Below are 17,980 nucleotides of genomic sequence, written 5' to 3'. Positions count from 1 at the left end.
CAGTAATGGACAGTTTTATATCGGGGTTCCGAAAGGTCCTCCGATATATACAATAAGTGGTTATATTTCCCTGCGTCGGGGTATCGCAACTATTCCAATGGCGGGGCGAACAACGTTGGCAGCTACGGCTACTGTTGGTCGGCGGTTCCGAACAACCAGAACAACGGTCGCAACCTGAACTTCAACTCGTCGAACGTGAACCCGTTGAACAACAACAATCGGGCGTACGGGTTTGGGGTGCGTTCTTCCCAAGAATTTATCCTTGTACGAGGCAGGGAATCCTTTGAATGTAAATTACAGAAATGGCTGAATGTTATAAGAGACAGGATTTGCTTACGGATCTTTTTCATGCCTATTACGAGGCGAGGAAGAAGAAAAGAGAAATACTGCGAGCCAGCTTGCGTTTGAGATTGATCTGGAACATAATCTTATGGAGTTGTATGAACAGATAAGGGATAGGAACTACACTCCTTCACCTGGGGTATGTTTCGTGGTTAACAGGCCAGTGAAGCGAGAAATTTTTGCCTCGGATTTCAGGGACAGGGTAGTGCATCATCTGTTGTATAATTATATTTCTCCTATGTTTGAGGGCAGAATGATTTTTGACAGTTATTCATGTCGCCGAGGAAAGGGGACAAGTCAGGGAATAGCACGCCTGGAACACCACATACGCAGTTGTACGCAAAATTATCGTTATAGTGCCTATATATTAAAACTGGACTTAAGGGGGTATTTCATGAGTATCAGGAAGGATCGTCTGTACGATCTTATCTGCAAGGGACTGGAACGATATAGAAGAAGCCGGAAACAAAAAGAATGCCCGGATATGGAACTGATAGATTTCCTGCTAAGACAGATTATATTCAGAAATCCCCAGCGGGATTGCCGGATACGGGGTAGCGCGGAAGATTGGGAAGGACTTCCACCCACGAAAAGTTTGTTCAATTCTCCGGAAGGTGTGGGACTTCCCATAGGAGATTTGACATCCCAGCTGTTCAGTAACATCTATTTGGGGGAGTTGGATGGATATGTGAAGCGTGTTTTACGCTGTAAACATTACGGGCGTTATGTGGATGATTTTTTTATTGTCCATCCAAGCAAACGCTATCTAAAGGAACTGATTCCATGGATACGGGAATTCTTGAAGGAAGAATTGGAGTTGGAGTTGCATCCGGATAAAATCGAATTGCAGCATTACAGTCGTGGTGCGGCTTTTCTGGGAGCGTATGTGAGACCGTACAGGAAATATCCGTCAAAACGTACCGCAGGATTTTTTCGGGAAGCGGTACACAGGCTGGAAAAAGAGAGTTCCAAAGGAAAACCCGCTCCGGAAAGACTGCGAAAGATGTTGGCTGTGCTAAACTCCTACCAGGGGCATTTGAAGCATTTCAGATCATACGCTCTGCTGGATAGGTTCTTGCGTAATTCACCTTTGAAAGAATATTTCTATTTTACGGGAGGTTATAGAAAAGCCGGTATTAGGAGTCGTTTTCTGATCCCTATAAAAGATACGTACGGGAGAGGAAAAGAACCCGAAACTTTTCCTGAAACCGGGGGGCGGATTATGGATAATAGCGTACATCGTGAAGATAGCGGGGACAGGAATAGTAAATAAGCACCAGTATATGTATGAAATGTATGCCTATGAAACTGAAGGTACGAATATTTGAGGGAAAATCTCCCGAACTTTATCTGGCCGTAGGGCACTTTGTACTTAGTCCTGCATGTCTGCGGGAGAATAACAACTACCCTTATAAATCCTCCCGGATGTTTACCTGGCATGTTCTCTACCATGAAGACCAGGTAGTGGCTTTCATGCCTGTTGAGAGAAAACTCGATGGTGGTTATAAAATTGATAATTATTATGCCACTCCCGATAGGGAGAGGGGGAATCAGTTGCTGAAGCTGTTGAAGAGCGTGATCAAGGAGTCGGGCGATGAGACTTCCCCTTTGCGGGCGACCGTTCAGAAACGGGATGCCGGAATTTTCAAATACATGAATTTCATCACGATCCGGGAAACCAAGTTATATGTTATGATGGAATTGGTACGTATGGGTTCCGACAGTGGGAAACAGGATGGCTGAAAGAGAATGGGAGGAACTCGGATGAATGTATATCAGGCGTTGCGGGAGAGGATCAGAAGAATCTTCGGCGAGTATGATTATGTGTACCTTTCTTTTTCGGGGGGTAAGGACAGCGGTGTGCTGCTGAATGCCTGTGTGGAGCATATCAGGCAATATGGAGGTCGGATGGGAGTATTCCATATGGATTACGAAGTGCAGTATTCCCTGACCACGGAGTATGTGGATGAGATGCTGTCTTCGAACCGGGATATTCTGGATGTTTACCGCTGTTGCGTGCCTTTCAAGGTCGGTTCGGCTGCATCCATGTACCAGAGATTCTGGCGGCCCTGGGACCCTTGTGTCCGTTGGGTCAGGGAGATGCCTGTGGAATACCTGGGTACGGAAGCATTTGATTTTTATACTCCGCAGATGTGGGATTACGAGTTCCAGGAATGTTTTTCCTTTTGGCTCCGCAAGCAACTTGGAGTGCAAAAAGTGGCATGTCTGGTTGGAATACGTACCCAGGAAAGCTTTAACCGTTGGAGAACGATCTATCGTAGCACTCCGGGCCCTTCAGCCGACTGGATATGTCCTGTCGATGAGGGCATAGACAACGTGTATCCGTTGTATGACTGGCATACTACGGATATATGGACTGCCAATGGCCGTTTCCGTTGGAAATACAACAGGTTGTATGACCTCTATTATCAGGCGGGTGTTCCTCTGAACAGCCAGCGTGTTGCGAGCCCGTTCATTTCCCAGGCCATCCCGTCGCTGCATCTGTACAGGGTGATCGAGCCGGAGATGTGGGGCAAGATGCTGGGACGTGTGAACGGTGTTAATTTTGCCGGGGGGTACGGTAACTCTGTAGCGATGGGATGGCGGGGTGTCAGGCTGCCTGAGGGAATGACCTGGAAAAAATATCTTTTTTTCCTTCTGGACACCCTTCCTGAGGATGCCAGGAACAACTATCTGGATAAACTGGAGGTAAGCGTGCGGTTCTGGCGGGAGAAGGGCGGCTGTCTGGCAAAAGAAACTATCATGAAACTCAAGAGGTTGAATATCCCTTTCGAACTTGGCGGGACATCGGGATACAGGATGCACAAGCTCCCGGTCAGGATGGAATACCTTGATGACATAGACCTGCCTGAATTCCGTGAATTGCCCTCGTACAAGCGGATGTGCATCTGTATCCTGAAAAACGACCACTGTTGCAAGTACATGGGCTTTTCACCAAATAAACAGGAACAGGAAAGAAGACGGAAGATGATGGATGAATATAGATCTTATTTTAATGAATGAAAAGATGGACAATGAATTTACCAGTCCCGTGTATGGCGTCAAGGCTGTACCGGTGGAAAGGATCAGGGCGAATTCCTATAATCCCAACGTGACGGCCCCTCCTGAGATGCGGCTTTTGGAACTCTCGATTTGGGAGGATGGGTACACGATGCCGTGCGTGTGTTATTACATTGAGAAAGAGGATGTGTACGAGCTTGTGGACGGCTATCACAGGTATAAGGTCATGATGACCTCGCCCAGAATATACAAGCGGGAGAACGGACTGTTACCCGTTACCGTCATCCGTAAGGATCTGGCCGAGCGTATGGCCTCTACCATCCGCCATAACCGTGCCCGTGGAATGCATAAGATCGAGCTTATGACACGGCTTGTCGGGGAACTTACGAGGTCGGGCATGTCGGATTCGTGGATACGCAGGAACCTGGGTATGGACAAGGATGAGTTGCTGCGCCTGAAGCAGATATCGGGACTGGCGGAGCTTTTTGCGGATAAGGAATTCCGTAAGGCCGTAGAATAGGATGTTTGGCATAAAACCGAAAATTCGTATGCTCGGAGTATTCGGGAAATAAGAAAAAATGTAAAAATATTATAAAATGTGCAAGATGGAGATAACAGATCTGATCAAGGGAATGGAAAGTGCAAATGTGTCGGATATTTACATTTTTCTTCACGAGGACGGCCCTGTGGCTTTTGACGCCTCTGCCGCCCATCTTCTGTGTTACTTTCCTGAAATGGAGATGGAAAGTGTGTTTTGTAGTGACAGCAAACGTCACAGAATTATACAGGGATTCGCATTGGAACCGGTGCTGGAACGACTGGCGCAATACCCGTGTCTGGTTGATGACGATTGTATCAGAATAATGGGTGTGCTGTGAATGATAAGGCACGGTATGAAGTAAACGGGTATGGGCGGGAATGGCGGAGCCTGATCTTCTGGAACTGTTCAGAAAGCATGCGCAGGATGGGCAGAAAGAGATGGTCAGCCTGTTTTGCAATGATGTGAGAAGACTCTCCCGGACGAAGAAGATAAAGAGGCTGCTCGTGTTGGGAAGGTACGCAGGGAACTCCGAACTCTGCGGTCATGTGCTCCGTGTGCTGGAGATGCTGCCGGAACTCCCCGGCATGGCTTGTCCTGCATACAGGGCCGTTCTGGTATTGCTCTCCCTTTCACGGGACAGGGATGTTTTGTGCAGGTTGCGGGCAAATGCCGTCCTGCCATGCCGCAAGAGGGGACGCACGGAGGAAATGCTTTGGCTTTGTGAGATTTTGTATGCTATAGGCCCATCTGTTTCCCTGCATGATATTTGCAGGGAGGTTTGCTTGTATTTCTATCTGGAACGGAGGAAACAGCTCCGGGGATATTCCACTTGTGTCAGTGAACTGGACTTTCAGTTCGCAGAAAGGCGGTTGAGGATATTGTCCGTCGCCGTATTTCGTCTGAAAGTGATTTTTTACAGCCCCGGCGTGTATTCCGTCGGTACACTCTCCCTGCTGTGCCGTATGAGTTATTCGGCCTTCAGAAACAGGTTCCTGTCTGTTTACGGGTTACCCCCGGGACGTTGGCTAAGGAATCGGCGAATAAAACGCATATGTCTGGATATAAAATATAATCATGGACTTTCACTGGGAGAAATATCGGAGAGGAACGGATTTTCATCAGCAAGCCGTCTGTGTGAATTCTGTAAAAGAAACATGGGATGCACTCCGGGGAGGCTGAAGCAGGCACTGGCTCACCGGTGGCGGAGCAAATAAAAATTCATCAGGCTTGATGTAGAGCTTATTTCAAATAAAAAGCGTAACGGCTATCAGTGCTCGTTTCGCTATCTTGCCGGTGTTTAATTAAAATCCCGAACAGCATGGAACTGTTTACTTTTATCCCTTATTTCCTGTTACTGGAGCGAGAAGAGAGTGACAGGAATACACTGGCAAACGCCAACACCGAGTTCATCCGTGAGGTCTATGAGCTGCAACGTGTGGAAAAGGATGTTACGCTCGTCTTTTTCCAGCTGCAATATCTAAGTTGCAAACTGGTCATTCTGCGTGAGCATTACCGCACAGCACAAAAAGAGCACTTGCCCTGCTATGCCTATATCATTGGTACGCTGGAGTACCTGAAAGGTCTGCTGGACAGATGCAGGTTCATTCATAAGTGCGGTTCCGCCATCGCTCCGGCATGTCTGCCGACTACAGAGGGTGATCCCCCGGTCTGCTGGACGGCAGAGGTCATCTGCCTGATGGAACTGCTGTATGCCTGCCACGAGCTGAAGATGTTCAACGGCGGTGAGGTGACACTCGGGCGTGTGGTGGAATACGTCTGCCATGTGCTGGGGGTGAACGTGAAGAATGCCTCGAGCTACTACGCGCGGATGCGGCGGCGTAAGGCGGGAGACAGAACCTACTTCATCGACCGCCTGCGTGAAGTTCTGCTCAAACGGATGGAAGACGATGACGAGGGGCACAGGAGACGCAACCGATGAAATGCGGACCCTTTCACACACGGTTCTCCACGTGTGTGAAGGCCTTGCATTTACGGTTATTTGTTCAGTTCCAGAAGATGTCTGAGGTTGGGATCTGCGGCGATGCGCTCCAGCTCGTCGGCCACGATCCGTCTGACATCCTCCTTGATCCGGTTGTAGTTTTCCTGTACCATTTCCTTCATGTGATTCACCCCTTCACCGTCCACGAAGCCGGTGATAACGGGTATCTTCTGATATGCCTTTTCCTCTTCGGCTATTTTCTTGGCATCGACGACAATCTCGCAGTGGAAGATTTTCTGTTCAATCCTCTCCCCGAAGTTGTCGGCTACGGAGCCGACGAACATTCCCTGTGTCAGTCCGCTGATCTTGCTGGGTGGAATGAGACTGTCCATTTGGGTGGATATGGAGGTGGAAACGTCCTGCCGGTTGATGGAGATGGAGTGGCGTTTCTGAAGTATCTTGCCGAACCTCTCGCTGAGGGTTTTGGCCGTTTCCCCTACGACCTGTCCTGAAAATATGTTGCCTACCGTGTTGATGATCACCTTCGCCTCCTTGTCGGTATAGTCACGGATAAGCTGGCTGAAATCCTGAAAGCCGAGCAGCACAGCGACCTTGTTGCTGCGTGCGGTGGCTATCAGGTTGTCCAGTCCCTTGATGAAGATGGTGGGTAGCTCGTCGATGATGATGGAACTCTTCAACCTGCCCTTCTTGTTGACAATCTTTACAATACGGCTGTTGTACAGGCCGAGCGCAGCACCGTAGATCGCCTGCCGGTCGGGATTGTTGCCTATGCAGAGGATTTTCGGCTCGTCGGGATTGTTGATGTCCAAAGAGAACTCGTCGGCGGACATCACCCAATAGAGTGCCGGCGAGATCATGCGGGACAGGGGAATCTTCGCACTGGCGATCTGGCCCATGAGCTGGTCGGCAGCTCCCGCCAGCCACGCATCGAGGAAGGGGCTGAGGTAGTTCTCCAGTTCGGGATAGGAGGACATGATGGGAAAAATCTGCTCGTAGGGCTTGTTAAGGAACTCGACGGCATGGGGGAAGGTACAATACCTGCCGTCCTTATACACCCGCAGGAACCAGATGATGGCGGCAAAGAGAATGGTGGGCGACTCGACGAAGAAATCGCCCTGCTTCGCCGCCCACGACCGGTTGAGGTTGAGCATGATGCTGTATGAACTCTCGTAAGCATCGGAGATGTCGGTCATGAACTTCGGATTGAGGGGATTGCAGCGGTGGCTGCGTGAGGGATCGTCGAAGTTTATGACATAGAACTTCGGCGGCACTTTATACCCCTCCAAATGACCGATCAGGTGGTTGTAAGCAATGGTGGAGAGGTCGGGAAACTTGAAATCGTAGATATAGGCGGCATAGCCTTTCTCTATCTGCTGTTTGATGTAGGAGTTCACCACCGCAAAGGACTTGCCCGAACCGGGCGTTCCCAGCACGATGGAGGCACGGAAAGGGTTCACGACATTGATCCATCCGTCGTTCCACTTCTTGCCATAATAGAACCGTGTCGGCAGATTTACGGAATATTCATTTTCGATAAGCCTTGTTTCCTGCATGAAACTTTCGTTCTCGTTGTTGAACACATCGTCCATGAGGTTCTGTTTGAGCAGGCGGGAAATCCATACACCGGCGGCGAGCAGGCAGAGATAGCCGACAGCAAGAGTGAATATATAAAAGGCGGTGCGTGCCAATAACGGTACGGGCAGGCAGAGCAGCCACCAGTTGAAAAAGAAGAGGACGACACCTGCGGAAAGGGCTGTCCAGATATGCACCCATTTGATTTTTTCCTCCTTTACACCCTTCGTGCCCAGACACGAGAGGGCAAGGAAGGTAACGGAGAAAAGCTTTGTCCAAAGGATGGAGCCGAACAATCCGGTCGTGCGCTGGAAGTTCAGCAGAATCCTGTCCACCACTCCGATATTGACGTTCCATTCCCGGATGGACGGATAGCAGAACCAATAGATATTGACAACTACGAATAATACGCTGAGGGCACGCATAAAGTCCATGACTTTCGCCAGTCCCCTGAGATCATCTTCTTGTGACATAATACTGAATTTTAAAAAGTTATCATCTTGATACTTATGTAATACGGGTTCAGTCCTGACGGCCGTAACGCCGGCGGCGTTTCTTTTTGTCGGGCTTCAGGAGCTTGGGATACCGGGGAACATAGTTCAGCTCCGGCTCCATATCGGAAAGCAACCCTCCCGGAATTTTTTCCCCGTTTCCGGAAGCCACAGCGGACGGAACGGGCGGCAGAAGTGGCGACAGGGAATTTGGCGGCTGTTCCTGAAAGTGTCCGTTGAGCATGTTCGCCGAGAATTCCTTGCCCAGACGTGAGCCGTTAAGTACGGTGCGGCTGCGGTGGTCTATAAAGGTAACGCCGTAAATCCTGTCGGTTCCGTTGCGGCGGAGAACCAAGTCTATCTGTTCTTTCGCCAGGCGGTCACGGAAATCCCGTTCGTCCACGGACTGGCGCAAAGCGTCGGCCACTAACGGTCGAAGCCGTTCACGGCACGGGGCGGACTTGATTCTTGCGGCGGATTCCCGCATCTTCCTATCCAACTGCTGTGCACCGGCCGTTCTTCCCAGCCGGGAGGACTTTATGGGAGTGGCCGCCGTTTCGCCGTTGCCGTCCAAAGCGGTATAGAGTATGCCGTGATAGGTGCGTCCGCCAATTTCCCCCTTCACTTCTTCCACTCCTATATTATACAGGGAAAGCAGGGCACGGAGTTCGCCCATTGTGCGGAAGCTGTAAAGCTCGAGCAGGGGTTTGAGGGTACAGGCGATCTGCCGTTTGATGTCCCCTTTTGCAACATCTACCGGCTTCAGCTGCCACTCTTCGCCTTTCTTCCGGCCTTCCGCCGGATGCAGGCCGTATTTCTGCTCCAGAAGTTCGGTAATCTCCTTGCTGCGACGGTATTCGAACTTGTCGGATACTTTCCTTCCCTCACTATCGACACGCAGGGAAACGATGTGGATATGATGCCGGCCGATGTCCTCGTGCTTAAAGACAAGATAGGGCTGGTTGCCGTAACCGAGCCGCTGCATGTATTCCCTGCCGATTTCCGCCAGCTGCCCGTCGGTCAGCACATCGTCGGGATGCGGGTTGAGGGAGATGTGTATGACCGGCTTCTCGGTGCGGTAATGGTTCGGCATCCATTCGAGAAACTGCCTCACGGATTCATCCGGACGGAAACGCCCGTCTTCGGGATAACGGAGGAGATGTGCCGAAAGGACTTTCGCACCGCCTTCATCGACCTTGTTCTGGTTGTAGGCCAATGCACCGTACAAGTTCTTACCCACGCTGATCCTGGCTACCATGTGAGGCGAGTTTTTGGGAAAGTTCGACAATCCGGCGGTTCAGCTCTACGAGTTCAAGGGTGAGCTTTTCAAGTCTGTAGAGCAGTGCCAATGCTTTCTTTTCAGTGAAATGGATGTGCAATTCCTTGACTGCCTGATTGTAATTCACTCCTATGGCACGGAACTGCCGGAACAGTTCCGTGAGCTTGACTACATACTCCATTGTGGCACGGTCTGTCCGGATCACCCTGAACTCTTCGTTGAAGATCCGTGCTGCGATGAACTTGGATTTGGACAACAGACCGGACTGCTCAAACATGGTGAGAAACCGTGCATGGCCGGCTTCGTCCAGATTGACCGTCTCACGGCGGATGGCCGGGTTCGGCTTGGGTAACCTGCCCCCTTTTCCCCGTGTGCGGGGACGCTTTTTCTCGTTGTTCATATATACGTTTTTTATGTGGTACAATTCCACCGGGTGGAATTGCCTCCGTCAGCTCCCCCTCCCACAATTTGCGACTTCGGAGCAAATTGCAGCCCCCCTGCAAGGGCAAGCGTTTTTTGCTGCAAAACGGAGTGGTGCTGCAAAAAACACAGCTTGCTATGTTCTGGCGAACATAAATCTTTCCTCTTTGGAGAGGAAAGAGCGCTTTCGGGGAAAGCGGGGATTGGTGACCGACGGAAGGCAAACTGCCCATTCCCGGTTGGATGGCGCAAAGTTAGGAAGTGATATAATCAGTTGTATATCACTAACATTAGCCACATTATGCCAAATGGAAGCCACTTGTGCACACGGGTGGAACAGGAGGAAAAACGGGCGGCCGATGATGGCTGAATCAGCGGTTGAGGATGTGCCTGAATGGGATGCGTAATGACGGACTGAATGACCAACCGGTCAGATAACCAACCAGACGGTCAGCCGTTGCAACGTTGGTGCGGTCGGCTGGCTGACCAGCCAACCAAGCGGATAAAAGGCTGTCTGTCCGGCGGGATGATTAGGCAACCGATTATCTTCCTGTTTGTCCGACAGGCTATGCAGTCCGCCGGATTGTGTCATGTATGGTCAGACCGTCGGTCGGCCAATCAGACGGACAATACTTCGGTCGGTTGGCTGTTCAGTCAGCCATTCCACGTCAGGAGCCGGCCACTTGAACTCCGCCGTTCCCAAACCATGAATTTCCCTTCTTTTTCCTTCTTTATTTGCGGCGTTGATTCAAAAGTATCATTTGTAAACAAACTGCATCATGGAAAAAGAAACACTCTTTATCGCCTTTTCCACGCAAAAAGGCGGAGCGGGAAAAACAACGCTGACCGTGCTGGTGGCAAGTTACCTGCACTATGTGAAAGGGATGAATGTGGCGGTGGTGGATTGCGACTACCCGCAACACAGCATTGCCGAGATGAGAAAACGTGACCTGAAAACGGTCATGGAGGACGAGCATTACAAGCTGATGGCGTACAGACAACTGCAACGGATAAGGAAGAAAGCCTATCCGGTAGCGGAGAGTACGGCTGAGGACGCTGTCACGAAAGCGGACGAACTGCTGGAAAAGATGCCGGAAACAGACATCGTGTTCTTCGACTTGCCGGGCACGGTAAACAGTACGGGCGTGTTGAACACGCTGGTGAACATGGACTATGTCTTTTCCCCCATTGCCGCTGACAGGGTGGTGATGGAAAGCACACTCCGCTTTGCGAGCCGGCTGAATGACACGCTGATCGCTACGGGCAAGACGAATATCAAAGGGCTGTACCTGCTGTGGAACATGGTGGACGGCCGGGAGAAATCGGAACTGTACAAAGTGTATGAACAGGTGATCGGCGAGCTGGGACTGAAAGTGCTGAAGACCTTCCTGCCGGACAGCAAACGGTTCCGCCGTGAGCTGACAGGGGGACATAGGGCATTGTTCCGTTCCACGCTGTTCCCCGCAGACGGTACGCTGGTCAAAGGCAGCAACCTGAAAGAGATTACGGAAGAGCTGTTGTCCATTATCAGGAAGTAGGCTATGGGAAACGAACGGAAAAAAATAAACCTGACGGACATTGACGAGAACTCCATAGTCGCCTCGTTCAAGGAAGGCCGGCCGGCGGACGGGCAGGCGCAAGCAGCCGGGAATAAGGGACAGTCCGGTGAAGAGAGCGGATATGTCCGTCTGTTCATCCACGAGTCACCGGTCTGCGCACGGCTTGGCAAGACAATCTATCTTCGTAAGGAGTTTCATGAACGGATTCAGAGGATCGTCCAGACAATTGGGAACAACGAGATGTCCATTTTCAGCTATGTGGACAATGTGCTGGAACAGCACTTTGCCGCCTATCAGGACGAGATCACGAAGGAATACAGAAAACGAAGTACCGAACTGTTTTAAACCCCGGAAACCATGTCAGCAATCTTATTCTTACTTATCGGTAGCTATCTGTTATGGATAGCCGCCTACCTCTTCCACGAGCGGAACAGTCGGAGGAAGAGAGCGGAAAAAGCCGGGCAGATCCTTACCCGGATGACGGTGGACGTGAGCGAGATTTTAGGCAAAAGTACATTTTCCCTTAGCCACTCCACGCCACAAACGCCCGAAAAAATTGAAAACGAAAAATCTGTAAGCGAAGCAGGTATTTTTGTACCGGAGAAGGAAAAGTACCCGAAAATAGTTTCTGCCGAGGAACTGGACAAGCTGTTTGCCGAAGGGGGTCCGCTGCCGGAAGATCTTGAACTGATGGAAGATATGGATGTCCCGTTGGAGTTCCGGGGAGAACCGGCGGATGACAATCCTCGGATAGACGATGACGAGCAGGACAGATGCCTGCCGGGATGCATGCCGCAAGCCACGGGCATCCGCTTCGAGGATATGGGACTGGCGGTGCGTGTGACGGTCAGCGGTGAAGCGGCCAGTGAAGAGGAAAAGCTTCAGGCCGGAAAGACACTGGCTGAACTGCGCAACACGCCGATGTTCGACAAGCTGACCTTCGGCGATGCGGAGCGTGAGGAACGTATCGACTCGCTGATAGAGCTGCATCTTGCGGCATGCCGCAGACGGAATAGCCCGGACAGCGAAGCGGCGACAGAAACCATACCGGACACTTTCTCCATAAATGATATTGTTTAACGAAGTAAAACGTACATGAAGGAAAGAGATTACGGATAGCTTGTCTATTCATTTTTCACGAGAAGAAACCCAAACAAATTTAATTAACAACGGGGGACGGCGGACTTTTCCATCTGTCGTGCCCACATTCAAATTCAATTATTTTATGAATACGAAACAACTTGTGTTCGTGGCGGTTATGTTAATCGCCACAGGCTCGCTCTATGCGCAAGGAAATGGATCGGCCGGTATCACGGAAGCGACGAAAATGGTCACAAGCTACTTCGATCCGGGAACGAAATTGTGCTACGCGATCGGAGCTGTGGTAGGTCTGGTCGGCGGGATTAAGGTGTACAACAAGTTCAGCTCCGGCGATCCGGATACCTCGAAAACGGCGGCGAGCTGGTTTGGTGCGTGTATCTTTTTAATCGTGGCTGCCACTATTCTTCGTTCATTCTTTCTCTAAGAACCGGATTCACCTATATATAATAATGTATATGAATTATGAACTGAACAAGGGAATCGGCGAGAGTGCGGAGTTCAAGGGACTCAAGGCTCAATATCTTTTTATTTTCGTCGGTGGGCTGCTGGCTCTGTTCGTGCTGTTTGTTATTCTTTATATGGCCGGCGTGAACCAGTGGTTCTGCATTGCTTTCGGCGTAATATCCGCATCCGTATTGGTCCGGCTGACTTTCCATCTGAACGGCAAGTTCGGGGAACACGGACTGATGAAGCTGCTGGCCAGGAAACAGCACCCCCGCTACCTGATCAACCGGATCAGTCCCCGGAAACTATTCACGATTAAAAAGAAGAACGTATGCGTAACACACTAAAGGCTGCCACATTGGAAAGCAAGTTTCCGCTTCTCGCCGTCGAAGCGGACTGTATCATCTCCAAAGATGCGGACATCACCGCCGTCTTTGAGGTGGATCTGCCCGAACTCTTCACGGTGACGGCAGCTGAATACGAGGCTATCCATGCGGCATGGGCAAAGGCAATCAAGGTATTGCCCAATTATACGGTGGTACATAAGCAGGATTGGTTTATCCGGGAGGATTACCGCAGCCAGACGGACAAGGAGAATCTAAGTTTCCTTTCCCGAAGCTACGAGATGCACTTCAACGAGCGTCCTTTCTTGAACCATAAATGCTATCTGTACCTGACCAAAACGACGAAAGAGCGCATGAGGATGCAGAGCAGCTTCTCTTCGCTGTGCAGGGGATTCATCATCCCCAAGGAGGTGGACAAGGATACCACCGCCCATTTTCTGGATACGGTGGGGCAATTCGCCCGTATCGTGAACGATACAGGGCTGGTACACCTAAGACGGCTCGTCGGTGATGAGATTACCGGCACGGAGAATAAGGCCGGACTGGTGGAGAAATATTTCTGTCTGTCAATGGAAAATACCACTGCACTGGAAGACATCGAACTCGGAGATGACGGCCTGCGTGTCGGTGACAAGCACGTTTCGGTACATACGCTCTCGGAACTGGATGCGTTGCCCAGCAAGGTGGGTACGGACTGCCGGTATGAAAGGCTATCGACGGACAAAAGCGACTGCAAGCTGTCATTCGCCAGTCCGGTAGGCCTGCTGCTCTCGTGCAATCACCTGTACAACCAGTATATCTTTCTGGATGACAGCGGCGAGAACCTGCAACGTTTTGAGAAGAACGCACGCAACATGCAGTCGCTCTCGAAGTACTCACGGAGTAACCAGATTAACAAAGAGTGGATCGATCTGTACCTGAATGACGCACATTCGTTCGGGCTTACCTCGGTGCGTGCCCATTGCAACATCATCGCATGGACGGACAATCCTATGGAGGTGAAGAATATGCGTAATGACGTGGGCAGCCAGATCGCTATGATGGAATGCAAGCCACGCCATAATACGGTGGACGCCGCCACGCTGTACTGGGCGGCGATACCGGGGAACGGCGCTGACTTTCCGGCAGAGGAGAGCTTCTACACGTTCATCGAACAGGCTCTCTGCTTCTGGGTGGAAGAAACGAACTACCGCAGCTCCGTTTCACCTTTCGGACTGAAGATGTCAGACCGTATCAGCGGAAAACCGCTGCACGTGGACATCTCCGACCTGCCGATGAAACGTGGCGTAACCACCAACCGCAACAAATTCGTATTGGGCGGTTCGGGAAGCGGCAAGTCATTCTTTATGAATCATTTGGCGAGGCAATATTATGAACAGGGCACGCACGTGGTATTGATCGACACGGGAAACAGTTACCAGGGGCTTTGCTCGCTGATACACCAGAAGAGCGGTGGAAAGGACGGTATCTATTTCACTTATACGGACGAAAACCCGATAGCGTTCAACCCTTTTTTCACGGATGATAAAGTTTTCGATATTGAGAAGCGTGAGAGTATCAAGACACTAATCCTCACACTCTGGAAAAAGGACAATGAACCGGCGACACGTTCGGAAGAAGTGGCTCTGTCCAATGCGGTGTCCCTGTATATCAGGCGCATCAAGGAGGATGAAAGCATCGTTCCCTCGTTCAACACCTTCTACGAGTTCGTGAAAACGGACTACCGGAGGATACTGGAAGAGAAAGAAGTCCGGGAAAAGGATTTCGACCTTGCGGGGTTCCTGAACGTGCTGGAGCCTTATTACCGTGGTGGAGAATATGATTTTCTGCTTAACTCCGACAAGCAGCTTGACTTGCTCGGTAAGCGGTTTATCGTCTTCGAAATTGATCAGATCAAAGATCACCCCATTCTTTTTCCGGTGACGACTATTATTATTATGGAGTTGTTTATCAACAAGATGCGTCGTCTGAAAGGGGTACGCAAGATGATCATCATAGAGGAAGCGTGGCTGTGACATGTAAGTCTTGTATATGATTGTTCAACTTTCATTCCACGAGTTGGAAATCGAACGATTGAACCTGTTGTTCCGTCAACAGTAGCCTATGGGAACGTGCGGTATTAAGCAATGAACCCGTGCGGTAACAGAACCAACAATGAAGCCCTTCCGAAAGGAGAAGTCTGAACCGTGAGGGGATGACAACTGCCGTTAGTATCGAACGACAGGGGAGCTAGGCTGAATGGTATGAATAACGTAATGTGAACCGTTGATAAACGTCGTAACTTCGAATGAGCCGCTAATGATACTGGGCTCTAACCCAAAAGGGATGCAGTCGGTTAACCTTCTCCATGCTAAGGTTACACGGACATAACGACTGCCGGCGGATAGACGGATTCTAACCCATTCGTTTGTCATATACAAGAAACATGGTAAACCCGTACTTCTCCTGTGTAACAGCAGGTAAGCAGACCGTAAGTGAAGCCGAATGGAGTGCGGGCAGAGGAATGCGGAGAAAGCGAATGCCGTTCTGTAATGGGACGGATAGAGGTTGAAACATTACCTCACACGAAAGTGGGCAGACTTCCGCATGGTGGATGTTTTACAAGAAACTTATAGAACTTATTAAAGGAGAAAAGCAAATGAACGAAATTAAAACATCGTGTGCATCTACTGACCGTAAATGGAGCACTTGGGAAAGCATAGACTGGAACAAGTGTGTGATAGCGGTTAATAAGCTACAAGCACGTATTGTAAAAGCTCAAAAGGCGGGCAAACACGGCAGGGTGAAATCCTTGCAGTGGGTGCTGACGCATTCGTTTTACGCTAAGGCTTTAGCCGTAAAGCGTGTTACATCAAACAGTGGCAGTGACACCGCAGGCGTTGACAAGGTGAAATGGTCAACTCCCAATGCCAGATTCAAGGCTATCGGTGAACTGAAAAGAAGAGGCTACAAGCCCCAGCCGTTAAAAAGGGTCAATATCAAAAAGAGTAACGGGAAATTACGTCCTTTAGGTATCCCGACAATGAAAGACAGGGCTATGCAGGCATTATACCTGCTTGCGTTGGAACCTGTATCGGAAACAACTGCGGACAGTAATTCCTACGGTTTCCGTAAAGAGAGAAGTACCGGAGATGCAAGGGAACAATGTTTTTGTGTCCTTGCGAAGAAAGCTTCTCCCGAATGGATTATGGAGGGTGACATCCAAGGTTGTTTCGACCACATCAGCCACGAATGGCTGCTGAACAATATCCCTATGGATAAAGTGATGCTGCGGAAATGGCTCAAATGCGGTTTCGTCTTCAACAAGGAGCTATTCCCCACGGAAGAGGGCACTCCACAGGGCGGTATCATTTCACCAACTCTTGCGAATATGACACTGGACGGACTGCAAACTATGCTTGCAGAGAAGTATCACAAGAAATTTGTAACCAGGAAGACGACGACCTACTATCCTAAAGTACATCTTGTACGCTATGCGGATGATTTTATCATCACGGGTAGAAACAAGGAAGCTTTGGAAGAAATCAAACCGTTAGTAGTGGACTTTCTCAAAGAAAGGGGATTAACCCTGTCGGAAGAGAAAACAAAGATTACACATATTGATGACGGATTTGATTTTCTTGGGTACAATATCCGAAAATACAAAGGAGTGCTTCTAATCAAACCGTCCCAAAAGAGCCTGAAGAAATTCATGCAGAAAATCCGAGGAATCATCGATTCCAATAAAGGAAGCAAACAGGAATCACTTATAAGGCTCTTGAATCCTGTGATAACAGGCTGGGTAAACTACTACAAGAATTGTGTGGCTTCTGACACATTCAGAAAAGCTGACTACCTGATATTTGAAAAGTTATGGCAATGGGCTACAAGACGACACCCCAAGAAAGGCAAATATTGGATTGCCGACCGATACTTTACACGGGTAAAGAACCGTAACTGGTGCTTCGTGGCAAACTTCAAGAAAGGCAAGACTGATGACAGGATTGCTCTGAAAAGGCTGTATGACACAAAGATTACCCGATATGTCAAGGTAAAAGGTGAAGCAAATCCCTTTGCCCCCGAATGGACAGAGTATTTTGAAAAGCGCAAGACTTACAAGATGCTACAGTCGCTCAACGGTAGAAAATCGTTGCTGTACATGTGGGAAAGACAGAACCATTTATGTCCCGTATGTGGTAAACCCATAGACAAGGAACATCCTTGGGGAACTTCCCAACAAACAGTCAACGGCAAGAAAGTAAATAATCTGCTACATGACAGTTGTAGAAGAAAAGTCATTCAAACTAATAAGATGTAACTATGAGCTGGTTTCTATTAAATAGAAATTTAACACTGCTTGAGCCGTATGATTGGAAACTTTCACGTACGGTTCTGAGGGGGGAAAGGGGCAGTAATGCCTCTGACCTACCCGGCAAGGCCATTGCCAAAGAAGGGATGGCGGACTATATCCGCTACCTGTTCAAGACTGTCCGCAAATTTTACGGAGAGGCGGTTGTTGTGACGCAGGAAGTCGATGACATCATTTCCTCTCCTATCGTGAAGGAGTCCATAGTGAACAACAGCGACTGCAAGATTTTGCTTGACCAGAGGAAGTATCTTAACAAGTTCTCGCAGATACAGTCCCTGCTGGGTCTGACGGACAAGGAAAAGGCGCAGATCCTGTCGGTGAATATGTCTAATGATCCAAGACGCAAATACAAGGAGGTCTGGTTTGGGTTGGGGGGTGTGCAGTCAACAGTGTACGCCACGGAGGTATCACTCGAAGAATACCTTTGCTATTCGACCGAAGAGAGCGAGAAGGTGGAACTGGAAGGGCTCACAAAGGAACTGGGCGGCAATATCGAACTGGCTATCCGAAGGCTTGCGGAAAAGAAACGGAATCAAAACAATGAAATACCGTAAGTGC

Annotated in this window: 20 protein-coding genes and 1 pseudogene; 17 read left to right on the top strand and 4 right to left on the bottom strand. The window is 49.7% G+C overall.

What is annotated here, in order from left to right:
* Positions 1–128 precede the first annotated feature (128 nt).
* On the bottom strand, positions 129–350 hold the full coding sequence (locus BT_RS11705) for a hypothetical protein (RefSeq protein ID WP_128832539.1): 222 nt from the start codon (positions 348–350) through the stop codon (positions 129–131).
* An 80-nt stretch (positions 351–430) separates the two neighbouring features.
* Between BT_RS11705 and BT_RS11700 the strand changes: the two genes are divergently transcribed.
* From BT_RS11700 to BT_RS11670, 7 genes are all read left to right on the top strand, one after another.
* Positions 431–1,615 carry an RNA-directed DNA polymerase gene (locus BT_RS11700; protein ID WP_336314486.1) on the top strand — a complete coding sequence of 395 codons (1,185 nt, stop codon included), beginning with the start codon at positions 431–433 and terminating at the stop codon, positions 1,613–1,615.
* Between the two features lie 29 nt (positions 1,616–1,644).
* Complete coding sequence (locus BT_RS11695; protein ID WP_172461646.1) at positions 1,645–2,085, top strand: hypothetical protein; 441 nt, start codon at positions 1,645–1,647, stop codon at positions 2,083–2,085.
* Positions 2,086–2,091: 6 nt separating this feature from the next.
* Positions 2,092–3,366 carry a DUF3440 domain-containing protein gene (locus tag BT_RS11690; protein ID WP_011108214.1) on the top strand — a complete coding sequence of 425 codons (1,275 nt, stop codon included), beginning with the start codon at positions 2,092–2,094 and terminating at the stop codon, positions 3,364–3,366.
* A 4-nt stretch (positions 3,367–3,370) separates the two neighbouring features.
* Positions 3,371–3,883, top strand: a complete 513-nt coding sequence (locus BT_RS11685; RefSeq protein ID WP_005800221.1) for an IbrB-like domain-containing protein — start codon at positions 3,371–3,373, stop codon at positions 3,881–3,883.
* Positions 3,884–3,959: 76 nt separating this feature from the next.
* A complete protein-coding gene (locus tag BT_RS11680; RefSeq protein ID WP_008777071.1) occupies positions 3,960–4,241 on the top strand; it encodes a hypothetical protein in 282 nt (93 codons plus the stop codon).
* A gap of 40 nt (positions 4,242–4,281) precedes the next feature.
* Complete coding sequence (locus BT_RS11675; RefSeq protein ID WP_011108213.1) at positions 4,282–5,118, top strand: helix-turn-helix transcriptional regulator; 837 nt, start codon at positions 4,282–4,284, stop codon at positions 5,116–5,118.
* Between the two features lie 104 nt (positions 5,119–5,222).
* On the top strand, positions 5,223–5,843 hold the full coding sequence (locus BT_RS11670) for an RteC domain-containing protein (protein ID WP_007485383.1): 621 nt from the start codon (positions 5,223–5,225) through the stop codon (positions 5,841–5,843).
* A 56-nt stretch (positions 5,844–5,899) separates the two neighbouring features.
* Here BT_RS11670 and mobC read toward each other — a convergent pair whose 3' ends face one another.
* From mobC to mobA, 3 genes are read right to left on the bottom strand one after another with little or no spacing between them, the layout of a single operon-like run.
* Entirely contained in the window at positions 5,900–7,912 is a 2,013-nt protein-coding gene (gene mobC / locus BT_RS11665; protein WP_162303114.1) for a conjugal transfer protein MobC, read from the bottom strand.
* Positions 7,913–7,958: 46 nt separating this feature from the next.
* Positions 7,959–9,185, bottom strand: coding sequence for a conjugal transfer protein MobB (gene mobB, locus BT_RS11660; protein ID WP_011108212.1), 1,227 nt, complete (start codon positions 9,183–9,185; stop codon positions 7,959–7,961).
* Entirely contained in the window at positions 9,160–9,606 is a 447-nt protein-coding gene (gene mobA / locus BT_RS11655) for a conjugal transfer protein MobA (protein ID WP_005800214.1), read from the bottom strand. Before mobA ends, mobB begins: the two co-directional genes overlap by 26 nt.
* A gap of 13 nt (positions 9,607–9,619) precedes the next feature.
* On the opposite strand from mobA, the gene BT_RS11650 reads away from it, so the two are divergent.
* The 10 genes and pseudogenes from BT_RS11650 to BT_RS11610 all read left to right on the top strand — a co-directional run bounded on the left by BT_RS11650 (position 9,620) and on the right by BT_RS11610 (position 17,976).
* A complete protein-coding gene (locus BT_RS11650) occupies positions 9,620–10,033 on the top strand; it encodes a hypothetical protein (RefSeq protein WP_007667384.1) in 414 nt (137 codons plus the stop codon).
* 11 nt (positions 10,034–10,044) lie between these two features.
* Complete coding sequence (locus BT_RS24615) at positions 10,045–10,575, top strand: hypothetical protein (protein ID WP_225011933.1); 531 nt, start codon at positions 10,045–10,047, stop codon at positions 10,573–10,575.
* Positions 10,469–11,164, top strand: coding sequence for a ParA family protein (locus tag BT_RS11645; RefSeq protein WP_225011938.1), 696 nt, complete (start codon positions 10,469–10,471; stop codon positions 11,162–11,164). The genes BT_RS24615 and BT_RS11645 overlap by 107 nt, the downstream gene beginning before the upstream one ends.
* A gap of 3 nt (positions 11,165–11,167) precedes the next feature.
* Entirely contained in the window at positions 11,168–11,530 is a 363-nt protein-coding gene (locus BT_RS11640) for a DUF3408 domain-containing protein (protein WP_005800212.1), read from the top strand.
* 12 nt (positions 11,531–11,542) lie between these two features.
* Positions 11,543–12,265 carry a conjugal transfer protein gene (locus tag BT_RS11635; RefSeq protein ID WP_011108209.1) on the top strand — a complete coding sequence of 241 codons (723 nt, stop codon included), beginning with the start codon at positions 11,543–11,545 and terminating at the stop codon, positions 12,263–12,265.
* Positions 12,266–12,410: 145 nt separating this feature from the next.
* Positions 12,411–12,710, top strand: a complete 300-nt coding sequence (locus BT_RS11630; protein WP_005800207.1) for a DUF4134 domain-containing protein — start codon at positions 12,411–12,413, stop codon at positions 12,708–12,710.
* Between the two features lie 31 nt (positions 12,711–12,741).
* Complete coding sequence (locus BT_RS11625; protein ID WP_007485389.1) at positions 12,742–13,077, top strand: DUF4133 domain-containing protein; 336 nt, start codon at positions 12,742–12,744, stop codon at positions 13,075–13,077.
* Positions 13,062–15,083 (top strand): annotated as a pseudogene (locus BT_RS11620) (TraG family conjugative transposon ATPase); the annotation flags it as partial. The gene BT_RS11625 and the pseudogene BT_RS11620, both read left to right, overlap by 16 nt.
* A gap of 629 nt (positions 15,084–15,712) precedes the next feature.
* Entirely contained in the window at positions 15,713–17,371 is a 1,659-nt protein-coding gene (gene ltrA, locus BT_RS11615; protein ID WP_011108208.1) for a group II intron reverse transcriptase/maturase, read from the top strand.
* 2 nt (positions 17,372–17,373) lie between these two features.
* Positions 17,374–17,976: a TraG family conjugative transposon ATPase gene (locus tag BT_RS11610; RefSeq protein WP_007667374.1), complete on the top strand. Its 603-nt coding sequence runs from the start codon at positions 17,374–17,376 to the stop codon at positions 17,974–17,976.
* Positions 17,977–17,980: the final 4 nt, after the last annotated feature.

The organism is Bacteroides thetaiotaomicron VPI-5482, assembly GCF_000011065.1.
Lineage (GTDB): Bacteria > Bacteroidota > Bacteroidia > Bacteroidales > Bacteroidaceae > Bacteroides > Bacteroides thetaiotaomicron.
Note: the sequence above shows the minus strand (reverse complement) of the source record. Positions and strands in the feature narration are given on the sequence as shown.

Excerpts from the sequence above, each read along its gene's own strand:
- BT_RS11650 (WP_007667384.1), top strand. The coding sequence starts at position 9,620 with ATGTGGTACAATTCCACCGGGTGGAATTGCCTCCGTCAGCTCCCCCTC.
- BT_RS11635 (WP_011108209.1), top strand. The coding sequence starts at position 11,543 with ATGTCAGCAATCTTATTCTTACTTATCGGTAGCTATCTGTTATGGATA.
- BT_RS24615 (WP_225011933.1), top strand. The coding sequence starts at position 10,045 with ATGACCAACCGGTCAGATAACCAACCAGACGGTCAGCCGTTGCAACGT.
- BT_RS11705 (WP_128832539.1), bottom strand. The coding sequence starts at position 350 with ATGAAAAAGATCCGTAAGCAAATCCTGTCTCTTATAACATTCAGCCAT.
- BT_RS11680 (WP_008777071.1), top strand. The coding sequence starts at position 3,960 with ATGTGCAAGATGGAGATAACAGATCTGATCAAGGGAATGGAAAGTGCA.
- BT_RS11685 (WP_005800221.1), top strand. The coding sequence starts at position 3,371 with ATGGACAATGAATTTACCAGTCCCGTGTATGGCGTCAAGGCTGTACCG.
- BT_RS11640 (WP_005800212.1), top strand. The coding sequence starts at position 11,168 with ATGGGAAACGAACGGAAAAAAATAAACCTGACGGACATTGACGAGAAC.
- BT_RS11700 (WP_336314486.1), top strand. The coding sequence starts at position 431 with ATGGAGTTGTATGAACAGATAAGGGATAGGAACTACACTCCTTCACCT.
- BT_RS11625 (WP_007485389.1), top strand. The coding sequence starts at position 12,742 with ATGAATTATGAACTGAACAAGGGAATCGGCGAGAGTGCGGAGTTCAAG.
- BT_RS11675 (WP_011108213.1), top strand. The coding sequence starts at position 4,282 with ATGGCGGAGCCTGATCTTCTGGAACTGTTCAGAAAGCATGCGCAGGAT.
- BT_RS11610 (WP_007667374.1), top strand. The coding sequence starts at position 17,374 with ATGAGCTGGTTTCTATTAAATAGAAATTTAACACTGCTTGAGCCGTAT.
- BT_RS11630 (WP_005800207.1), top strand. The coding sequence starts at position 12,411 with ATGAATACGAAACAACTTGTGTTCGTGGCGGTTATGTTAATCGCCACA.
- BT_RS11695 (WP_172461646.1), top strand. The coding sequence starts at position 1,645 with ATGAAACTGAAGGTACGAATATTTGAGGGAAAATCTCCCGAACTTTAT.
- BT_RS11690 (WP_011108214.1), top strand. The coding sequence starts at position 2,092 with ATGGGAGGAACTCGGATGAATGTATATCAGGCGTTGCGGGAGAGGATC.
- mobA (WP_005800214.1), bottom strand. The coding sequence starts at position 9,606 with ATGAACAACGAGAAAAAGCGTCCCCGCACACGGGGAAAAGGGGGCAGG.
- mobB (WP_011108212.1), bottom strand. The coding sequence starts at position 9,185 with ATGGTAGCCAGGATCAGCGTGGGTAAGAACTTGTACGGTGCATTGGCC.
- BT_RS11670 (WP_007485383.1), top strand. The coding sequence starts at position 5,223 with ATGGAACTGTTTACTTTTATCCCTTATTTCCTGTTACTGGAGCGAGAA.
- ltrA (WP_011108208.1), top strand. The coding sequence starts at position 15,713 with ATGAACGAAATTAAAACATCGTGTGCATCTACTGACCGTAAATGGAGC.